Below are 15,393 nucleotides of genomic sequence, written 5' to 3'. Positions count from 1 at the left end.
CCGCTTCACTTCCAACGTTCTGACGGCTCGTCCCTACGCCGTCCGTGGATTCAATAGAGCCATGTACGACCCGTCGTTCTTGGACGACTTGGAAGGGCCGAAGTTTTGGGGCGTACCAGAAGACAAAGACCCCGAGTTGAGCGCGAAGAAGCGGATTCGAGAGAAGAGCCTGCCGAAACTCAAACGCGGAATATACGACGCCTTCGATGGGTCCGGTTCGCAAGTCGGGTTCGTCAATGAACTGCTGGAAGAACGACGGGGCGAACCACTGTCAGAGGACGACGTACTGCTTGATTGTACGGAATACCGTATCTCCTACCGCGATATTGCCCGTGCCAGCGACGAGCGCACGATGATTGCCTCGGTGCTACCGAAGGGGGTAGTGTGCCACGACAAAGCCCCGACCCTTCGCCCGTACCGAATCGAACCTGAAGAGGACGACCTTGAGGAACCGACTCTACATGGTGCCTACGAACGTATCTACTCGGACGAAGAACTGTTCGTCGCCGTCGGGTTGCTCAATAGCCTCCCGTTCGACTTCCTCATGCGGACGAAAATCGACTCGACTGTCGTCTTCTACAAACTGAAAGAGTCGCAGGCTCCCCGCTTGACGGCTGGTGACGAGTGGTTCGACTACATCTGGAAGCGTGCCGCTCGGTTGAACTGCTACGGCGACGAGTTCGAGGAAATGCGCGACCGGCTCGGTGGTATCGAACCGGCGACCGACATGGACGAACGTCGGGAAGTTCAGGCTGAACTCGACGCCGCCGCGTTCCACGCCTACGGTCTTGACCGCGACCAAGCCGAGTTCGTGCTTGAGGACTTCCACCGGGTTCAGAGTCCCCGTATCATGGACGAGGCGTATTTCGAGGCGGTCTTGGACAAGTACGACGAGTTGGTCTAACGTTATAGCCGCTGAATCCGGTCGTAGAACACGTCGTGGAACTGTTCGCCGTGTTCAATCATCCAATCGAGGTATTCGTCCCATTGGTCTTGGTCGGTCACGTCAGCCGACTTCGTGACAACGATACGGCTCCGCTCCTTCCCGGCTCGCGTCTCTTCCGGTTCGTGCCACGTTAGTTCTCGGTCGAACTCCGATTCGATTTGTTGTGACTGGTCTATCAACTGCCGGTACGCTTCGGCGTTATCTCGAATAATGAGTTCAGCCCGGAGTTCGTTGTCACGGGAATTGAGAATGAAGGCGAGTTCAAAACCGGTTTTCCCAATCGGATTGTTGTACCAGTGTTGCGGGTTCGGTTTCCGAGCGCTCAAGGGCGTCTCGCGGTCCTCAATCCGGTCCCGAAACTCAGTCCAAAACTCTTCCTGTAATTTCTCCGTGTCCGTTAGTTCGCCCTCTGACCGCTTGGCCTTCTCCTTCCACTCGCTCGGCTCCGCGACAGGATTCAACCTGACAGCAGGTTCCGAATCACCGATTTTCCATACTTCGAGACGGATAGCGAATAGGTCCACACCCTCCCGGCTGTTCTCATTGAGCCACTGTATCGCGTCCCGGTGTTCGTCGTGGAATCGTGGTGAAATCCACACGATAATGTCGGCGTCAACGCCCGAGGCATAGGCGATTGATTTGCCCAAGTGGTCGTGGTCCGAGGGGTTCAGTTGGTTCTCAATGACGACGTTTCGGTTGTCGTCTACGACTTCTGCGAGAATATCGACGTTGTAGCGTCCGACACTCTTCTCTTCCTCGATTATCTCAAGGTCCAACCCCAACGAGTCTTCTAACTCGGAAACGTCTTCAACGCGTATCTCATTCGCTACCCACGGTGTGAACTCTTGGGCCTCGTGTTCCCAATACTCGCGTACCTCTTGAGATTCGAGCGAAGCAAAGTCTGGCATACCGCGAACCACCAAGCGAGCGCTGAAAAACCTGTCTGCTACTCATTTCACGACAGTAGTCAAGGAAGACAACACAAACTACGCGAAGAAGCGGAGTGGCTGAAACAAACAGTGTGCGCTTGATTATTAGCGAGGACAACCTGTAGCGTCATTTACCAAGCGAGTGGGTCCTGAAGCGTTCTGCCGTCAATTGCGGGGTCGCCGTTGGCCTTCAGGTCGATTTCTCCCGAAGTGTTCATCCGATGGCGGTAGACTGTATAGATTCCTTCCCACCTACACCTAATACGAATCCCTTCTCGTTCGGACTCGAACGCAGTGGGGTCAGCCCTCACCAGTTCATATTTGCCACGGCTTGACTCCTTCAGAATCCCGAACCGAAGGCAGTCACTGATGAACTCGTTAAGAGATACGTCTATTTCCTTGTGGTATTCTGGATACACGGTCTGTTCTAACGGCAGGTGTCCTGTTCTGCCTTCAATCAGGTACTTTTCTTCGTCGGACAACACACGCTGTCGGATTTTTCGTTTGATTTCCCACCGGGCTAACGGAACCAGTTCACGCCCTTGTGGCCCTTCTCTAATGAAAACTGATTCAAGGTCTAATTCCTCGTACTTGTCTCTCAAGTCATTGCAGACCGATTGCCGAACATTTCGTTCCATCGCATACTACAACTGGTCGGCCAGATACTTAACCCATTTCATGACAGCAATAGTATATGAATAGGGATAATGAGAGAGAAAGCAGGAATATGGGCGCTATTAGGGCTATCAGATTAATGTGGTATATTTAAATAAATCTGATATTAAGGGCGTTTTCTTGTTCTCAGTTCAACCCGTCGTCTGTTCAATTCGAGGGACGGCTCCGGACTATCGTCGTCACCGAGACGAGTTTTCCCTGCCAGTACACCGCTTCCACAAGTACCTCGTCGGCACCTTCCGTCTCGTTGCTGATACCCTTATCAGCGCACTCGTCACACCAGACTCGTCGGAGCGTCCATCCGCCACGTTCGTAGTAGGTTCCGTAGGCGACCGCCTTGTCGCCGGTCCTGATTCCTCGATTACACCGGTCGCAAATGTGGCCGCACTGTACGCCGTTCAGAGCCGCCGCCGGAGACGGTCGAGTCATTCGCCCTCACCCGGCAGGTCGCGGCGACCGTCGTTGTAGCAGTCGAAGCAGGGCATACTGTGGTCGTCGCACCAGCACACGTCTTCGTCGGTGTCCTCGGTAGTGAACGATTCGAGGGTGACGGTTCCCCCGTCGGCGCGGACAGGCAGTTCCCGATTGGCCGCTTCAAGGACTGGCTCTCGAATCGCTACGGCCACCATATGCTTGCACGCACCGGGCTGGTACTCCCACGCAGGACACGTACAATCCGACGGGACACTGCCCTCGACGTGGACGGTGTACGTGTGGTCGTCGGCGTCTTCGTGGGAGCCGTTCAGTACCTCTACGTCGCCGTCACCGAGGACGGTGAACTCGAAGGCTTCCCACTGCGCCCTCTTCTCTACCTGTTCGTCGGACTCAAGTACCTCTAATGCTGATTTGGACATGGCGTTCTGACACCTCAGAAGGCCACCGCTCGCGTGTCTCAGCACGCGGGCTTTCTGACGCGAATCAAGCCCCGAGAAGCGGTCGCCCTCTGTTAATAATTACGTGCTGTGGCAGTGTAAGTGTTAGGTTTCTGTACTTCTGATTCGGGAACGTCTGAAATATGCTTTTTCAAGCCATCATTCGACATATGAGTATAGACAGTAGTTCGATAGGTAGTGAGCGAAAGCCAACTCGACGCCGACCAGAAGCCGTAGTCACCTGCCAGCGCGGTCTATGTTAGGATTTTATAGGATTATCACGGCACATGAGGCCGCTGAACGCCTCTGACAGCCTATCAGAAACGACGGTCAAGACCACTCACTCCGACGACGATAGTCCACACGGCGTACTCCCGCCATCTCTCGGCTCGCTGTCGGTGTGACCATCCACGAAGAGCGAAATTTAGGCGTCAAGAAACCCGTTCATGGCCGATTAGGGAACGGATTGCCAACCCGAGTTACGCTTCCTCGTCGGGGTCGAGTTCGTTAAGATTCAGTTCGCCAGCGAGGTACGCTTCGCCCTTATCAGTCAGAACGAACACCGCGTTACCATAGTCCTCGATTAGTCCGTGGTCCACCAGCACCTTGCACCGCTTGGATAGATACGACCGCGAGAAATGGATATTCTCGTGGTTCGCCATTTTGGTTGGTGTCCCGCTCTTGTTGTCTCGTAAATATTCCAAGATACGCTCGTCCGCAAGGGTCGTCCACTCCGCCGAAAGGCGCATTGCCTGAATATAGCGTCGTTGGGCGATAGCACCCACGAATCGTGATATTGGTCACGTTCCGTGACTATGAGAACGATATAAGTAGTTGCCACTTCATTACCAAAGCGCAATGGAACTGAACCGACGACGGTACCTTGCGACCCTTGGAACGACCGCCAGCGCCCTCGCCCTCGCGGGCTGTACGGAAGATGGGGGTGACTCCGGCGGCGGAGACGCGAACGACAACAGCGGAGACAGCAGTAATGGCAACTCGGACAACAGTGGCGGCGACAGTAACAGCGGAAACAGCAACGACGGGAACAGCGGAGACGGTGGTAGCAACGAACAGCCCGACGTGGAAATCCTGAACCACGAGTTCTACGAGGAAGAGTTCTCGTCAGGTGTCCGTGGCACCGCCGTCAACAATACCGACAGTGAAATCTCCTACGTCGAGGCGACCGCGACGTTCCTCGACTCGGAAGGTACGCAGATAGGCGAAGGACTCGATAACGTGAGCGACCTTGCCGCTGGTAGAGAATGGCAGTTCGAGTGTATGTTCACCGGGCAGGAAGAGAGCCGTATCGAAGAGTACGAAGTTGAAGTGACGACCGGATTCTGACCCGAGCAATCCTTTTCAGGAATACCTTCGGCATAGACGAATGACTGAATAGACCAAACCCGAGAAAATTCTACGATAGCAGTTTGCGGTAATTACAGGAAGGGAATATCCGGAGTATTGCGATTTCTTGCATTGGGGTTAATTACGTAACGAGTTGCATAAAACGTCAGAATATTTTAACTTCTTCCGCTCCCTCGGGAAGTTTGCATGATACCAGAGTACGCGAAGCCCGGTGATACCGTCGTGAAATGTCCTCGTTGTGCCTACGTATGGCCCTACAGCGGTGACAAAGAGTATGCTACCTGCCCGTCAGGCGGATACAAGTGCGAAGTAGCGGTGAATCAGAAGGGAATGGTACTGTCCTGCGAGGACGAGATTCTGGTTGATGTGGATAGGTACGACCGTACCGTGCGGAGAGCGCTTTCACTCGGGCTGAAGAGAGGCGACCGAGACTATCGTAGTGGTATCGCAGACGCGTTCCCGACGAAGGATGGTGGTTCCCGTGAGTTTTGAAGCGCAGTGTCCGTTCTGTGGGACCGCAGTGGGAGGGTACGACCCGGAGTGTTGGAAGTGCGAGAGAACGCTATCGCCGCCGAACAACGCGTAGGAGAAACCCCTACCCGGCGAAAACAGCATTATACACCGCCCTAAACACATAATCCATCTCGACATGAGGGAAGGACTGAAGGAGCCACGGCGCGTACAATGTAATGAAGCGCCCGACGGTATCGGGGTGCGTGCTGTAGCCGGTTCAAATCTCGCACGGAAAATACGGTGCTATAGGGGTGAATCCCTACGCCGTACTGCGAATGTAATCCGCGCGGAAAAGGTATGCCGCCTCCCGGATTTGAACCGGGGACAGCTCGATCTTCAGTCGAGTGCTCTCCCAGTCTGAGCTAAGGCGGCGCGCACTCCAACTTCGGTGGATGCACTAAAAAAGGATTTCGAATCGGGAGCGTGGGAACCAGCCGTCGAATTCGGATGCGGCACGGGGGCAAGGCGGTGGCTCCGGGTGTAGACCGGACTAGAGGGCTCTGGCGAACTCGTACTCGTCGAGGGACTGGCCCTTCAGCTCGGCTGCCTCCTCGCCGGTCTTCTCGAAGCCGTGGGAGCGGTAGAAGGAGATGCCGACCTCATTGGTCGCGATGACGCGGAGGCAGAGGTGCTCGAAGCCACGCTCGCGGAGCCGCCCTGTGCAGCGTTCGAGCAGTGTCGTTCCGATGCCGGCTCCCCAGCGGTCGGGATGGACGTAGATGCTGTACAGGCCGGCGACCGCCTCGGGTCGGTCGTCGTCCGTCGGGCCGGCGGACGCGTAGCCGACGACGCGGTCCTCGGCGGTGGCGACGAGGTAGTCGATGTCGTCGTCCGTGATAGCGCCCGCGACCGTCTCGTGGTCGTACCAGTCGTCGATGCAGTCGTCGACGGTATCCGAGCCCATGGCGTCGTCGTAGGCGGCGTGCCAGCCGGCTCGGGCGACGCGCTGGATGCCGGAAGCGTCGGCCTGCTCGGCCTCGCGGACGATGTAGTCGGGCACGGGCCGACTATCGGGCAGCCTGGAGAAAAGCGTTCGGCCGGGGGCAGCCTCACTCGGCCAGTTCGACGTCGGTGAACTCGAAGCGTGCGCCGCCGTCGTCGCCTTCGGTGAGCGAGACCGACCAGCCGTGTGCGGTGGCGATCTGCTGGACGATAGCGAGGCCGAAGCCGGTCCCCTGTTCTTCGGTACTGAAACCGGGGTCGAACACGTGCGCTCGCTCGGCGGGGGCGATGCCGGCTCCGTCGTCGGCGACGTAGAACCCGTCGTCGAGCGCGCCGACGGTGAGGGTGACGCCGTCCCCCGTAGAGCCGTGTTCGATGCCGTTCGAGAACAGGTTCTCGAGGAGCTGCTGGAGTCGGCTCTGGTCGGCGACCAGCCCGACGTCCGACGCGACGGTGAGGGCTGCCCCTTCGGCCTCGACTGCCTCCCAGGCACGTCGGGCGACCACCTCGAGGTAGAGTGCTTCGGTCTCCCCGACGACCATCCCCCGTTTGGCGAGCGTGAGCATGTCGGAGACGAGGTCCTCGATCCGCGTCAGCGAGGCCTCCGCACGGTCGAAATGCTCGTCGCCGCCGGTCTCTCGTGCGAGTCCGAGCTGGCCGCGGACGACGGAGAGTGGGTTCCGGAGGTCGTGGCTGACGATGTTCGTGAACTCCTCCAGTCGGGCGTTCTGCTCGCGGAGCTCTTGCTCACGGTCGCGAACCGTGCGCTCGCGGTTGGCGCGGTCGAGTGCCGACTGCAGGTTGGCAGCGAGGATGCGCGCGAGGTTGTGGTCGGTCTCGGAGAAGTCGTCGGGCGTCGGGGAGGCGAGCACGAGCGCCCCGTACCGCCCGAGCGGGAGCACGAGCAGCGACCGGACGACGGCGTGGGACTCGACGGTCACCGACTCGGGAACGACGTCGGGGTACCACTGCACCTCGCCCGTGGTGTAGGCGTGCCAGGCGGGGCCGTTCTCGCCCGGGAAGGCCAGTCGTTCCTCCAGCCCGTCTGCCGTGGCGTCGGTGACGGCCACCGGTTCGAGCTCGTCCGTCTCCGGGTCGTACAGTCGGACGGACGCGATGGGGAACTCCAGCGAGTCACAGGCCGCCTCGACGGCGACCCACGCACACTCGTGTCTGTCCGCCGTCTCCAGCAGTTTGCCGAGGACCTCGTTGAGGGCGTCGAGCCGGCGTTCGTAGCGCACCCGCTCGGTCACGTCGGTGATGAACCCCTCGAGCGCGAGGAGCTCGCCGTCGTCGGCGTACACCCCACGCCCCTGCTCCCACATCCAGCGGATTGCCCCGTCACGGCGGCGGATGCGGTAGGTGACCTCGAACGACTCCCTGGTGTCGATGGCGTCCTGGACGACCCCCCAGGCCGACTCCTGGTCGTCGGGATGGAGTATGTCGTCACCCCAGACGACATCGCCACGCTCGAGCTGGGACGGCTGATAGCCGGTGAGGTCGAGACAGCCCTGGCTGACGAACTCCATCGGCCACTCCGGGGCGTTGCGACACCGGTACACCATCCCCGGAAGGTTGGAGATGAGCGTCGAGAACATCCGTTCCGACTCCTCGAACGCGGCCTGGGTGCGATACGCCTCGACGGCGTTCCGGATACGGTTCGCGAGGAGCTGGAACTGCTCGTTCGCGCTGCCCTTCTGGAGATAGTCCGTCACCCCCGCCGAGATGGCGTTGCTCGCGATCTGCTCGGAGCCGTGTCCCGTGAAGAGAATGAAGGGCAGTTCTGGGCGGCGGTCACGGACCGCTTCCAGCAGGTCGAGCCCGTCCATCTCCGGCATCTGGTAGTCGCTGACCACACAGTCCGGGTCCACCGCGTCGAGTCGATCCAGCGCGTCCGACGCGCTCATCGTCGTCTCGACCTCGACGGCGTCGAGTTCCCGGTCGAGGAACTCGCTGGTGAGGGTCAGGAACGCCGGCTCGTCGTCGACGTGCAGGACCCGGATTGCGTCGGTCATACGTCGTTACTCCACGTAGCCGTGGCACCGCTTAATACTCTTGGGACGGTGACGGGTCCGAACGCCAGCATCGACAGGCACGGCTCGTCACCTATCCGACGATGTCCACCGACGATGTCGCGATCGACATCCGGTCCCCCTCATTCATGTCTCCTTTCCGAACATCCTGGAGCTGGAGAAACCACTCGACATATCGGGTAGTGACCAGGGGACTACGGCTGGGTGGACCGGGACAGCATGGGATGGAAGGCCGGTAAACTTATCCTATAAACGATAATAAACTTACTTGGGTTGACCTGACGGTGTCCCACCGGAGGCCGACCCGTGCACGAATCCACCACAGTCGTCACTGGAACCGGGCCCACTCCAACTCTCGGGGGGGAGTTGGTGCGGGCCCACACCACCGTTCGAACCCGCCATAGTTCTCGTACCGTATCGACGTAGCTGGTGCATAATCCGTCCGATAGCGACCCCACCGAAGCCACGCTACCGATAACCGGGAACGGATTCGAGTGAGACCGACGGGCGGCGAGAATCGGGAACCGTGCAGGAAGTGGATGGGCCCTGACGGAGTTGGATTCTCGCGCAAACGTTGCACTCGGGGTACCGTGTGGCGATTTCATAGATCGGGAAGGTGCTCAGTCCGCTGTTCGGCACGCTGCCGCTCGCTACGCCGGTCGTAGTGCTTATCGAGCACGTCCTCGCTCGCATCGAGTCGGTCCTGGACGACTCTCCGGGGCGTGTCGTTCTGTCGGTAGTACGTGACCCGACCACTCCGCGCGTCGTGCGGGGACCGGGCCGACGGGCACTGGCTGGCCTTCGAGAGTTCGGTGTACTCGCACGTCTCCGGGTTCTTGTCGTGCGGACAACCGGCATCTCGCCAGCACGGACGAGTGACGCGGTACAGAGTCGCCCGTACCGACGACGCCGATGCCCGACCGTTGGTCGTCGTCAGCAGCGGCTCCCGGTCGTACTCGTCAGTCACGTCGTGCCGGGGGCCGTCGATGTAGTCCGCGAGCACCTTCGCGACGTGGTTCCCGATACGATTCCAGCGGTTCCCACGCTCCTTGTTCTTCAACGGGGTGTCTGTCTCGGGCCGGTGAACGAACCGGACGGCTGGCCCCGAAACAGCAGGGTGGTCGCCCTCCAGGTCAACGTCTTGAAGATCCAGTGCCCGAAGGCCACCGGTTCTGCATCCGGTCCGCCAGAGTAGCAGCAGTATGATGTGGTTGCTGCTCGCGTACTCGTACCGGCCGAGGTAGTCGATGATAGCCTCCGCCCGCTCCGGTTCGAGCGTCGACTCGCTCACGTCCTCGGCTCCGTCGAGCGTCGGCAGTGGAACCTTGTCGTGCAGGTCCTTCGGGACCGCCTCGATCTCTCCGGCGAACCGGAGGAACGCTTTCACCGTGGCGAGTTGCCCCCGGAGCGTGACGGGCTTGATCGCCGCTCGCTTCCCGCCCTTCCCTTCTCGACGCCACACTCGGTAGGCGTACAGGTCCCGTCCGGTCAGGTCGTTCAGGTTCTCGATCTCTTTCTCGTCGGCCCACTCGATGAACGCCTCAAGTCGGTACTCCTGAGACTGAAGCGTGGACGCGGCGAGATCGTCGCGTCTCGAATCGAGATACATCTGCACCGCTTCGTGGGGGGCGAGCGGTTCGAGCTCGTCGCTCATCGCTGCTCCCCCACTGCCGATAGACGATACTGGTCGCTGCTGTCCGGGGATTTATCCCCCGTGTTCTCGATGGCATACATGGTTTCCGTAGCGCAGGTACGGAAGCCCGTGCGGGCCGGTGCTCCAACACCGGGTCCGCCTGCTTTCTGAGAGGGACCCAACGCCGAGTCGTGGATCCAAGGAGGGCTTCCTATACGGCCATTTGTCGCACGGCCATATAGTTGTACTGGACAAATTAAATTGGGCCACAGAACCGGTTGCATTGGGGCGGGTTTAACCCATGATAATATGGGGCTAGGGGGGCTCTTTCGACGTAATGGCAGGCCGGAAGGAGACCGTTTCTGACTCCGAGATTCTGAACTTTTTCGCCGAGTCAGACGACCCAGTTCTGACGACTAGCGAGGTTGCCGACGCCTTCGACTTCTCCAACGAGGGGATGCGAAAACGGCTCTACAGTCTCGTGGATGAGTCGGCGCTCGACTACAAGAAGGCCGGACGGAGCCCGGTCTGGTGGCTCACTGAGGCGGGTCGGGAGAGTCTCAATGAGCCAGAGGAACCCCGCGACCAATCGTGAGTTGCGACTGTACGATGTGCGGCTCCAACGGTGCCGTCTGTATCGAGATGTGGGTTTATTAGATTCGGTTGTCTTGCCCTTCCTGTGCCCGAAAATCGAACAACGAATTCCTCTGACTTAGACCAGGTTGATGGGGGTGGATACACCTATATTCCGGACGAGAGCAAAATACGAATCACCGTCCCGCTGGGGTCTTCTGACCCCTCAAATTACATTATTCGACAGAATATCAGCGAGAATAGTTTCGAGATAAGGCGTCCTGGTCACCGAGGTCAGCCTGGGAAGAAGGGCATGTACGGACCGGGTGAAGGACCAGGTAAACACAGATGGTACTTTGACCCCGAAATACCATTTCGAGCGGAGTTGAGTTCTGGTTCCGAGTTCGACCACGACTACATCGACTTCCAGACCCTCGCTCAGCCACCTGATGGCAATTTCTTCCTGATAGACATCACCCTACCAGGAGGTATCCAGACGAAAGAGCCTCTGAACAAAATTCTGGACGAGTCAGGGGTTTCATTCCCCAATCAATTCGATATCGAATTCAACCAGTCACACATCGATGGTGGGGGCATTGAAGCGCTATCCTCGGAAGCCGAGTTGACAGAATTTGAAACGGAGGTTGCCCGGCTCATGATTGCACATTACGTGGAAAAACACGCTGAGAGGCTCGGATACGACTTTTCAGTTCAAATGAAGTGGGGTGTCGTGAATGCAATTGCGGTCATGCTTGCGACGGAGCTCGCCAACGCGACGGAAGAGAACGATGATTGATGTACTGGTTAAAGTTCTGGCGGGTGCCTCGGGGGGAGCTGCTGGGAAGATTACCGAGTTCGCATTCGGGCAGTCAGATCGAGACTCACCGGAAGATGAGAGCAGAGACGAGATTGAAGGCCAGAGCATCGAAGTCATAAAACAGGTAGGACAAAAGGCTGAGACTCCCGAAGAGATACCGGCGGCTCTCGACGGGCTCTCGATTACGTTCAATCACGACGAGACTGAGAAGCAATTTAATTGGGTAGACGAGGCCGAGGAGCCCGACACTGACGATTGATCTGGTAAGGTTCGGTCGGGAGACCAGAATCCGTCGGATTTAGTCCTGGTTTGGTGGAATGCGTGAGCAGTGTGACGACTAAGTCTAGATTCGACGACCGGTCGGTTGCAGCATGTCGAGAAACCAAATCGACCTCGTCGACGTTGTCGCGTTGATCCTGGTCCCGTTCATGGGCGCAATCGCCCTCGGGACCATCGGAATGCAAGTAAACGTGTTCGGGAACTTCGCCTTCTCGGACGTTCTCTGGTCGGCTTCCAGTGTAGAGCTGACCGCCGCCGCGCTCTTGTCCATCGCGGGCACCGTCTGGATCGTCGCCACCAACGAGATCGACGGCAGTAGCTACGAGAACTACGAACTCGTCATCCTCGCCGTCACCCTCGGCATCGTCCCCGCGTACGTGCTGATTCCGGCTGTTCGCGCGTTCGCTGGCATCGACGCCATCTCGTTCATCCTCGCGATGGTCCAGTCCGGCGGCGCGATCCTCGTCAGCTACGTCGAATAACCCCGCTTCCCCTACCCATTCATGAGTACCCACCAACCTCCAGAACCGGGCAGAATAGTACTCCGAGGCTTCGACTCCGAGACCACCGAACGACTTCGGAGAATCGTCACCAAGGCAGGCATCCGCCAGCGCGTCATCGACCGCGGTCCCGACCGAGGTGAGACCCGTGAGTGATCCGACCACGCGGCTCGTCGGCTTCGCGTTCCTCCTGGTCGTACTTGTCGGCTCGCTGGTCTGGTTCGGGGTGAGCCTGGCATGAAGGCCAGACAGTCCGCGGTCATGGTCATGGCCGCGTTGCTCGTCTCGACAACGCTGGTCGCTCCCGCTGCTGCCGCAGCTCCGGACGACGATGACGACGGGGACGGCTTCGCGGGCGACCCCTGCGGTCGAGACGCCATTGCAATCGGCATCGACATCCTCCAGGGCAACCTCGACAAGTCGACGGAGTGCCGCATCGAGGAGATTCGCCAGGGGAACAAACAGCAGGAGATGCAGGATATCCACAGTCGGTCGGAGACGCTTGCTGTGTACTCCGACAGCTTCCTCGACGGCCAGGCGAACAGTCTTGAACACGCTCGCACAGTCGCCTGGACCAAGGCCGAAGTAGCCGCGCTGAACGCGCTCGAAAACAACAGCACGCAGGCCCAGACCCGGAGAGCGGCTATCTCGGCGGTCGAGGAGTACTACAGCATACTCCTGAGGAATCTGGCGGCGGACCGGAACGCGAAATGGGAGGACTTCATGTACCTCGCGCGGACCGTCGAGATGGAGGAGCTGAACCAGTCCACGTTCGAGATCGACTACGCCACCTACGACGACCGCCTCAACCACGGGCTCGGCGAGTACAATCTCACGGATACGATGAACTACACGCTGCCGAATGGGAGCGTCATCGAGTTCGAGGCCATGCACGGCCACGCGTCGGGCTCACACGTCGGCGGTGGCGGTATCGGCAGCCACTCCGGCCCGCTCGTCCAGGGCGCGACGTGGCCGAACTCGGACGACTACGGTCCCGAAGATGTCGAGTACATCCACGTCCTGTCGACGTTCGAGAACGACACGGTGATGGTCTACAACAGCTCGCGCTGGTGGACCACCATCGAGCGAATCGAGAGCCAGAACCAGCAGATGCTGGACAACCTCAACAGCACCGTCAACGGGCTCTACGGCTCGTACGTCCGTGGGAACCTCGACATCGAGGAGTACCAGAGCACGCAGGCGGCGGCGATGGACTCTAGCCAGAATCTCCGTGAAACCGGCTGGATGTTCTGGGCCACTCACTCCCTCGCACAAGCAGGCGCGACGGTGCCGAACCTGTCGACGACGGGCTCGATGACCATCCAGACTGCCGAGACCACGCCCAACAACTCCACGGAGGAGCTGACCGGGCTGATGGTCGGCGACCCGCCGGACGGGTCGGGCACCTGGACCGTGGGCACAACGTACAATCCGGCCAATAGCAGCGGCTCCCTCACGTTTCTGGTGTCGGCGACGAACCGCTCGGTCGAACTCAGCGAGCCCTTCACCCTCGTCCGGGCAGAGGACGCCGACGGGAACGAGATTGCCGTCGTCGAATCCCAGGAATACCAGTATCGGACGAATAACTACAGCGAACTCGGGGAGAAGCTGGACCGACTCATCGAGTTGCGTCGGATCGAGCAGCAGCGCATCGAGGAAGCCAGCAACAGCACTGGCGGCACCGGAAACATCGGCTGGCCTGGACTCGGCGGCGCGGGCGGGCTCGCCCTCGGTGGCGGTGTCGTCACCATCGCTATCGCGGCGGTCCTGGTCGGCATCGGGCTCAAACTCTACGTCGAGGTGATGACGCCGTGAGACGGGGCGCGGTCATGGTCATCGCGCTCGCACTCGTCACAGCTGGGCTTGTCCCTGGGGTAACCTCTGCACAAGACGGGGACAACGCCAGCACGACGACCGCGACCGCGGTGCCAGACGGCGGGAACGCCTCGACGATGCGCGCGGATCTCGGCGCGGGCGTCACCCTCGTCGACATGGAGAAACAGCCCGGCCGCATCGTGCTCGTCCTCCATTCGGAGCTGTCCGGCACACTGCTTGGCTGGCAGGATAGCATGGGGGCGATGAAAGCCGCCAACGAACGCGGCGGCGACGGCCTCTCGGCGGTGGATATGGCGAACTACCAGCACCAGCTCTGGCTCGATCAGGGCCGCCAGCGCATCGTCCTCGACGTCGAGACCTGGCGCGGTGCGTCCACCATCACGCTCTGGACGACCCAGAAGGAGTTCGTCGTATCCACCGACCTGCCCTCGCGGAACCCGTTCGGTGCGACCTCGTCGACGGGCGGGTGGCTCGGCGGCTTCGGTGTCGCCGTCTGTATGGTGTCGCTGGCCGCCTGGAAGCACAAGCGGAACCCACCGCAGGGGGTGCGTGACCTTGAGTGACCGCTACCGTCCGACGTTCGGCAGCCGGTGGGACTACGCCGTCTACCTGCTCGGCGAGTACAAGGTCCCTATCACCCTGAGCGTGCTCGCCGTCAGTGTGTGGGCGGCGTGGGCCGTCGAGACTGTACCCTCCCCGCCGCCAGAACTTCTCAACTTCGCCGCGCCGGTCGCCATCCTTGCGATTCCCGCCTACGCCGTCGGGGACCGGCTGGCGAAGTGGCTCGACCCCCACGAATGGGTGAAGGTCGGCGTCGCCGACCCCGGCACGGTTGACGGAGACAACTTCGAACACAGCACCTACGACGGGAAGGGCGTCGCGCCCGATCTCTGGGAGCAGAAGACCGTCACGGGCTACCGGCCGCTTCGCCCCGATGATGGGACGTTCGACGCGGTCGTGACTGCCTTCGAGTACTACGACGACATCGAGGAGCTGGAAGTCCGCGGCTGCGAGCAAGCCGAACTGGAGCCGTCCGAGGCGTGGGAGTCGGCGACCCGCGTGGATGAGATCTACGAGCACCACCACCGGGTGAAGCGAGCGTACAGCCAGCTCAAGTCGACGGTCCACAGCTACGCGACCCAAGTCCATGACGCGACGTTGCTACTGGCGGCAGCGGAAGACGAGAAGGCCAACGTCGCGCCCGAGGTGGAGATTCAGGAACTCATCGACGAGATGGAGCGCGAAGTCGAAGACCTGCCGGAAGCCCCCGCTCCGGACGACGAAGGCCAGTGGCTTCGCGAGGCGAAAGGCGACCTCGGCGACCTGGACCCGCTCGATGACCATGACCAGATGACCGACGCCGTCGCCGACGGTGGTGAGAATCCGTGAGCCGGGAGGAAAGCGGCTCCGGCGAGTGGGCGAGCAGTGAGGCGAAGGACTGGAAGGACGGCCGTCACAAGCGCGAGAACAGCCACGT

At 60.1% G+C, this 15,393-nt stretch carries 16 protein-coding genes, 1 tRNA gene and 1 pseudogene; 10 read left to right on the top strand and 8 right to left on the bottom strand.

Annotated elements, in window-relative coordinates:
• A pseudogene (locus BLT27_RS17795) lies at positions 1-904 on the top strand (Eco57I restriction-modification methylase domain-containing protein); the annotation flags it as partial.
• Positions 905-906: 2 nt separating this feature from the next.
• Here BLT27_RS17795 and BLT27_RS17790 read toward each other — a convergent pair.
• The 4 genes from BLT27_RS17790 to BLT27_RS17775 form a co-directional block, all read right to left on the bottom strand.
• On the bottom strand, positions 907-1,854 hold the full coding sequence (locus BLT27_RS17790) for a DUF4268 domain-containing protein (protein ID WP_089736348.1): 948 nt from the start codon (positions 1,852-1,854) through the stop codon (positions 907-909).
• A 152-nt stretch (positions 1,855-2,006) separates the two neighbouring features.
• The gene (locus BLT27_RS19370; protein ID WP_175526512.1) at positions 2,007-2,513 is read right to left on the bottom strand and encodes a hypothetical protein; all 507 of its coding nucleotides are present in this window, start codon (positions 2,511-2,513) and stop codon (positions 2,007-2,009) included.
• Positions 2,514-2,975: 462 nt separating this feature from the next.
• Positions 2,976-3,404 carry an SWIM zinc finger family protein gene (locus tag BLT27_RS17780; protein ID WP_089736350.1) on the bottom strand — a complete coding sequence of 143 codons (429 nt, stop codon included), beginning with the start codon at positions 3,402-3,404 and terminating at the stop codon, positions 2,976-2,978.
• 497 nt (positions 3,405-3,901) lie between these two features.
• Positions 3,902-4,084 (bottom strand): winged helix-turn-helix domain-containing protein, encoded by a 183-nt coding sequence (locus tag BLT27_RS17775; RefSeq protein ID WP_233742925.1) that lies wholly within the window; start codon positions 4,082-4,084, stop codon positions 3,902-3,904.
• Between the two features lie 196 nt (positions 4,085-4,280).
• Here BLT27_RS17775 and BLT27_RS17770 point away from each other — a divergent pair, with 196 nt between their 5' ends.
• Both BLT27_RS17770 and BLT27_RS19365 read left to right on the top strand, forming a co-directional pair.
• Complete coding sequence (locus BLT27_RS17770; protein WP_089736343.1) at positions 4,281-4,769, top strand: FxLYD domain-containing protein; 489 nt, start codon at positions 4,281-4,283, stop codon at positions 4,767-4,769.
• 207 nt (positions 4,770-4,976) lie between these two features.
• Positions 4,977-5,282 (top strand): hypothetical protein, encoded by a 306-nt coding sequence (locus BLT27_RS19365; RefSeq protein ID WP_139172401.1) that lies wholly within the window; start codon positions 4,977-4,979, stop codon positions 5,280-5,282.
• Positions 5,283-5,601: 319 nt separating this feature from the next.
• On the opposite strand, the gene BLT27_RS17765 is transcribed toward BLT27_RS19365, so the two are convergent.
• From BLT27_RS17765 to BLT27_RS17750, 4 genes are all read right to left on the bottom strand, one after another.
• Positions 5,602-5,675, bottom strand: a tRNA-Phe gene (locus BLT27_RS17765).
• Between the two features lie 118 nt (positions 5,676-5,793).
• A complete protein-coding gene (locus BLT27_RS17760) occupies positions 5,794-6,303 on the bottom strand; it encodes a GNAT family N-acetyltransferase (protein ID WP_089736341.1) in 510 nt (169 codons plus the stop codon).
• A gap of 49 nt (positions 6,304-6,352) precedes the next feature.
• A complete protein-coding gene (locus BLT27_RS17755; RefSeq protein WP_089736340.1) occupies positions 6,353-8,260 on the bottom strand; it encodes a hybrid sensor histidine kinase/response regulator in 1,908 nt (635 codons plus the stop codon).
• Positions 8,261-8,879: 619 nt separating this feature from the next.
• On the bottom strand, positions 8,880-9,932 hold the full coding sequence (locus tag BLT27_RS17750; RefSeq protein WP_089736338.1) for a tyrosine-type recombinase/integrase: 1,053 nt from the start codon (positions 9,930-9,932) through the stop codon (positions 8,880-8,882).
• 316 nt (positions 9,933-10,248) lie between these two features.
• Here BLT27_RS17750 and BLT27_RS17745 point away from each other — a divergent pair, with 316 nt between their 5' ends.
• From BLT27_RS17745 to BLT27_RS17715, 7 genes are all read left to right on the top strand, one after another.
• On the top strand, positions 10,249-10,506 hold the full coding sequence (locus tag BLT27_RS17745; RefSeq protein ID WP_089736336.1) for a helix-turn-helix domain-containing protein: 258 nt from the start codon (positions 10,249-10,251) through the stop codon (positions 10,504-10,506).
• Between the two features lie 84 nt (positions 10,507-10,590).
• Positions 10,591-11,280, top strand: coding sequence for a hypothetical protein (locus tag BLT27_RS19360; RefSeq protein ID WP_139172400.1), 690 nt, complete (start codon positions 10,591-10,593; stop codon positions 11,278-11,280).
• Positions 11,273-11,560, top strand: a complete 288-nt coding sequence (locus BLT27_RS17735; protein ID WP_089736332.1) for a hypothetical protein — start codon at positions 11,273-11,275, stop codon at positions 11,558-11,560. The genes BLT27_RS19360 and BLT27_RS17735 overlap by 8 nt, the downstream gene beginning before the upstream one ends.
• A 112-nt stretch (positions 11,561-11,672) precedes the next feature.
• Positions 11,673-12,062 carry a DUF8023 family protein gene (locus BLT27_RS17730; protein WP_089734056.1) on the top strand — a complete coding sequence of 130 codons (390 nt, stop codon included), beginning with the start codon at positions 11,673-11,675 and terminating at the stop codon, positions 12,060-12,062.
• A 255-nt stretch (positions 12,063-12,317) separates the two neighbouring features.
• Entirely contained in the window at positions 12,318-13,895 is a 1,578-nt protein-coding gene (locus BLT27_RS17725; RefSeq protein ID WP_089736330.1) for an Env/VP5 family phage fusion protein, read from the top strand.
• On the top strand, positions 13,892-14,479 hold the full coding sequence (locus BLT27_RS17720) for a DUF8063 family protein (protein WP_139172399.1): 588 nt from the start codon (positions 13,892-13,894) through the stop codon (positions 14,477-14,479). Before BLT27_RS17725 ends, BLT27_RS17720 begins: the two co-directional genes overlap by 4 nt.
• Positions 14,472-15,305, top strand: a complete 834-nt coding sequence (locus BLT27_RS17715) for a hypothetical protein (RefSeq protein WP_139172398.1) — start codon at positions 14,472-14,474, stop codon at positions 15,303-15,305. The genes BLT27_RS17720 and BLT27_RS17715 overlap by 8 nt, the downstream gene beginning before the upstream one ends.
• Positions 15,306-15,393 lie beyond the last annotated feature (88 nt).

This window comes from Haloarchaeobius iranensis (assembly GCF_900103505.1).
GTDB lineage: Archaea > Halobacteriota > Halobacteria > Halobacteriales > Natrialbaceae > Haloarchaeobius > Haloarchaeobius iranensis.
Note: the sequence above shows the minus strand (reverse complement) of the source record. Positions and strands in the feature narration are given on the sequence as shown.

Excerpts from the sequence above, each read along its gene's own strand:
- BLT27_RS17735 (WP_089736332.1), top strand. The coding sequence starts at position 11,273 with ATGATTGATGTACTGGTTAAAGTTCTGGCGGGTGCCTCGGGGGGAGCT.
- BLT27_RS17780 (WP_089736350.1), bottom strand. The coding sequence starts at position 3,404 with ATGTCCAAATCAGCATTAGAGGTACTTGAGTCCGACGAACAGGTAGAG.
- BLT27_RS19365 (WP_139172401.1), top strand. The coding sequence starts at position 4,977 with ATGATACCAGAGTACGCGAAGCCCGGTGATACCGTCGTGAAATGTCCT.
- BLT27_RS17775 (WP_233742925.1), bottom strand. The coding sequence starts at position 4,084 with ATGGCGAACCACGAGAATATCCATTTCTCGCGGTCGTATCTATCCAAG.
- BLT27_RS19370 (WP_175526512.1), bottom strand. The coding sequence starts at position 2,513 with ATGGAACGAAATGTTCGGCAATCGGTCTGCAATGACTTGAGAGACAAG.
- BLT27_RS17730 (WP_089734056.1), top strand. The coding sequence starts at position 11,673 with ATGTCGAGAAACCAAATCGACCTCGTCGACGTTGTCGCGTTGATCCTG.
- BLT27_RS17750 (WP_089736338.1), bottom strand. The coding sequence starts at position 9,932 with ATGAGCGACGAGCTCGAACCGCTCGCCCCCCACGAAGCGGTGCAGATG.
- BLT27_RS17725 (WP_089736330.1), top strand. The coding sequence starts at position 12,318 with ATGAAGGCCAGACAGTCCGCGGTCATGGTCATGGCCGCGTTGCTCGTC.
- BLT27_RS17755 (WP_089736340.1), bottom strand. The coding sequence starts at position 8,260 with ATGACCGACGCAATCCGGGTCCTGCACGTCGACGACGAGCCGGCGTTC.
- BLT27_RS17770 (WP_089736343.1), top strand. The coding sequence starts at position 4,281 with ATGGAACTGAACCGACGACGGTACCTTGCGACCCTTGGAACGACCGCC.
- BLT27_RS17745 (WP_089736336.1), top strand. The coding sequence starts at position 10,249 with ATGGCAGGCCGGAAGGAGACCGTTTCTGACTCCGAGATTCTGAACTTT.
- BLT27_RS17790 (WP_089736348.1), bottom strand. The coding sequence starts at position 1,854 with ATGCCAGACTTTGCTTCGCTCGAATCTCAAGAGGTACGCGAGTATTGG.